4 protein-coding genes are annotated in these 3,526 nt (G+C 44.4%); 1 reads left to right on the top strand and 3 read right to left on the bottom strand.

Annotation, left to right across the window (positions count from 1 at the left end; translation table 11 throughout):
- On the bottom strand, window positions 1-268 hold a 268-nt coding region (locus ACY692_RS14560; protein ID WP_462326102.1), incomplete at its 3' end, for a hypothetical protein.
- Window positions 269-742: 474 nt separating this feature from the next.
- Between ACY692_RS14560 and ACY692_RS14555 the strand changes: the two genes are divergently transcribed.
- A complete protein-coding gene (locus ACY692_RS14555) occupies window positions 743-1,063 on the top strand; it encodes a helix-turn-helix domain-containing protein (protein WP_462326101.1) in 321 nt (106 codons plus the stop codon).
- A 202-nt stretch (window positions 1,064-1,265) separates the two neighbouring features.
- Here ACY692_RS14555 and ACY692_RS14550 read toward each other — a convergent pair whose 3' ends face one another.
- Window positions 1,266-2,198 carry a nucleotidyl transferase AbiEii/AbiGii toxin family protein gene (locus ACY692_RS14550; RefSeq protein WP_462326100.1) on the bottom strand — a complete coding sequence of 311 codons (933 nt, stop codon included), beginning with the start codon at window positions 2,196-2,198 and terminating at the stop codon, window positions 1,266-1,268.
- A complete protein-coding gene (locus tag ACY692_RS14545; protein WP_462326099.1) occupies window positions 2,195-2,977 on the bottom strand; it encodes a type IV toxin-antitoxin system AbiEi family antitoxin domain-containing protein in 783 nt (260 codons plus the stop codon). The genes ACY692_RS14550 and ACY692_RS14545 overlap by 4 nt, the downstream gene beginning before the upstream one ends.
- Window positions 2,978-3,526 lie beyond the last annotated feature (549 nt).

The raw sequence follows: 3,526 nt of genomic DNA, 5'->3' as shown, positions 1-3,526 counted from the left end.
TTGTATCCATCTCAGCCATGACTTCCATACATCCATAGGGATACTTTCTTTGTGAATCAGGCATAATCATTGTTTTGAAAACAATGTTGTTCTTATTATTCAACGCAATGAATAATTCGTCGAATTCCATTTGATCGATTATTTCTTTAGAATTCTTGTCGATACCCTCAACCTCTTTTTGCATAAACTTTTTGAAATCATTGAGATTGTGGCTATAGTCTTTGATGTTATCCCAATGTCCTGAAAGAACTTTTTCAAGATTAGTCATGTTTTCACCTTTTCTATAATGGGTTGGTATTGAAATGTGATTACAGCCCAAGTACAATTTTCGTACGGTTTCCAAAACAGTGGTCTATGTTTTCATTCGGGTAACCTCCATTTGCCGGTTGGTTTTGATGAAAAAGGCCAATTTTCCTCACTTGAAACGGTTATTTCTCTCATTGCGCGACACAGATCTTTCCGTTAAATTCAATGCCATGCCTCTTTGACCGATCCTGGTATGTTATTTTTTATCATAACATTCTAGCCTATGTATCAGGTCAGCTGAGAAAATCGAAAGTCGCCGAGTGGCAAGAGCTTGGACTACTTTTAAATGAACATTTATAATTAGTTCGAGTCTCTTAAGCGATCTTACGCACTCTTGAAATGTGATTTTCCCCGTTCCGTTAAGAAAGACTATATACATTTTGTATTAACTTGTCAACACATTTTCGTTATTTTTTAAAAAAAAGAGAAATTTATAATGATAAGTCATCTCGAAAGGATAATGAACGAAAAGAAAACGACGATCCGTCAGCTGGGAGAGGACTCTGGAGTAAACAATGTAACGATTATGCGCGCCCGAAAAGATGACATGATCGAGCGCTGCACACTTGGAAAATTGCGCCAGATCGCAGAAGCACTTGAAATCTCCATTCATGATCTTTTTGATGAAGACACTTCATCAGCCCCACAACCGGTTACTGAAAATGACGATGCAATGGCGCTCCAACTTGAAAACCATGAAAAGCGGATTGCCGAGCTCGAGGCCAAACTCAAGATTCTCTCGTCACTTGGTAGCTGAACCTATGTTGCGTAGGTAGGGCCACTGGATACGCCCTTTCTCATCTCTCCGCACAAATACCCATCTACAAAAACAAAGAGGCCTTGACAGTGGTTCGTACTGTCAAGGCCTCTTTGTTGGTGGGCTCGTGTTGTTTTTGGGGATTTTGAGGACGATCGTCGGATGTGCTTGTATTTTTTAATATCGTATTGACACCACAATATCAGTTAGAGAGACATTCCTCCAATTTTTGTAAAGCCTTGGCGTGTTTTGCGGGATTTTTCCGCAATTTTTCAATATGATACAATTTCCAGCGTACTGCGGGCAAGTGTTTGGCGTGTGGAATTCCCAGTAGGTTCCATTCGGGATTGCCTCGTTTGATGGACAGAAGGAATCGTTTGTCATCATGACTCAAGCCGGACCTGATATCCTGAACCAATCGGACACGGGTTTCCTCAAGTTTTTCAACAGAGATAATCGTTCGTGACATCCCCTGAAATTCCTTTTCATAGACATCGCCAAGAGGTTGAAACCGGGGGTTGAGCAATTCAGACATGGGGCGGTTGTGACCAAGCAAATAAATAATGACCACCTTTCGCGTTTCCTTTGTGATTTCTGTCGTATCCAAAAGCTGGGCAACGTCAAACAGATCGCGCGGGTGCTGGCGATCCAGAGCAGCGCATATCTTGCCGCCATAGAGATCGTGGATGGACAGGCGGCGTACTTCAACGGCCATTTCGAAACGTTTTTCAATTTCCGGTTGCAGTCTTGCGTACTCAGTCTCATAAACTGTGCCGCGAACCGTGGCATTAGGTTCAATTTTTACCGTGACGCCTTCATGATGAATGATCACTTTGGGTGCCCCTGTTCTCGGCGATGTCTCCACGACGGTTGCGCCTGGAAAAAGTCGTTCGATCTTCTTTCCCAATCGGTTCATGCTGGCCCCAATATCCGCCAAGGCCGTCCGGCGATCATTAATGGGGCAAAAGGCCAAGTCTATATCAACAGAGAGGCGGGGTAGATTCCAGAGAAAAAAATTGAGCGCTGTCCCGCCTTTCAGCGCCAGAAAGGGCGAACCTTTACCTTCTGGATCGTCAAAGTCAATCAGGGCCAGGACTCTTAAGAGGATGCGCACCTGCTTTTCATACGTGTTCAAAACAGTTCTCCGTCAAGATCCCCGGGGACAGTGATGCCGAACTCCTTGTCCAGAATGCCGTTTTTGACAATGACCCGTTTACCGGAACCGAGATTGATGGTGGCCAGGTTCAGATGATTGAACCAGTGAAAACCGGATGCCTTGGCAAGGTACAGAAAGAGTCGTTTGGCCTTGATACTGTTGCACTGTTCCAGCAAGGTCTGGAGGATAACCGGGCGTAATGTGGCAAGGTTCGACACGATGTGCCCTGCCTCCTGAAAACGTACTTTTTGAGGCACGTGATACAGAAGCTCCAGGGCTGCCCGTTCTGGGGAGGATATATGCAGGGTGAATGTTCCGGCATCATAAATTACAAGGCTTTGCTCAAGATCCTCTGGAAAGAGTGCTGTCGAGGTGAATATGATTGGTTGGCCCCACTCGTAGTTGGCAAACCATGCCGGGAGTTTTTTTGGGGATGGGGCAAAAAGAAATATTTCTCGATCATGGGTCGGGACGTAATGCGTATATCCTTGCAATTCCAGGGACGTTCTTCCGCCCGCCAGAATACAACCGGATGTTTTATGCTGCTGTAAACAATGAAGCCCCCCGAGCCAGTTGGGTTTGTCATGGCTTTTGGCATAGACTCCGCGTCCCAGAGAGACCAGCCAACCTTGCTTGATGTAGCTTTGAACAAGGGACGGGGAGATGCCAAGGGCTGCAAGCTCCCTGGAACTTTTTACGGTTCCCGAGGGCCAGGTTTGCATGAGTTGGTTTATTTTTTCTCCCCTTAGTGTTTTCATGATATGTCAAATAGAATTTTTTTAAACTTTATACAAGAAGAGATATTGGAAAACCCTGAAAGGATCGACCTGATCAGCAAAGATGGAAAGATGTTACCGGGCAGGAATAGTAGCTTTTTCGGATCATGGACCCTTTGGTGCCACCTGTAGATTCTTCCTATAGATCCCGGCTTGCCGTCAATGATGACTACCAGATCCACATCCCCTGATATCGTTGAATGGTTGCTGTTGCCGTTAAATTCGGTGATTGGAGATCATAGTTTATTTCAATATTCGCCGATATAAGTGCAAGATTCCAAAAAAACACTTGCGTGAAGTTTATTCTTTTGATAGATAAGTTATTAAGTTAATTGAGTGTCCCACCAAACCGATTTGGGACAATTTTGGGACACTCAGAATTAAAATCTGGTTATACACAGTTATACTACGCTATCGTTAGTTATTGATTTAAAAAGAAATTAACCAAACTGGCCTCTCGTCTTGACCCAAAGAAACTGACTACGAATCAGAGGGTCGTAGGTTCGAATCCTGCCGGGCGCACCAAGAAAA

Source organism: Desulfoplanes sp. (assembly GCF_054921335.1).
This window is presented reverse-complemented; position numbering and strand designations above follow the sequence as displayed.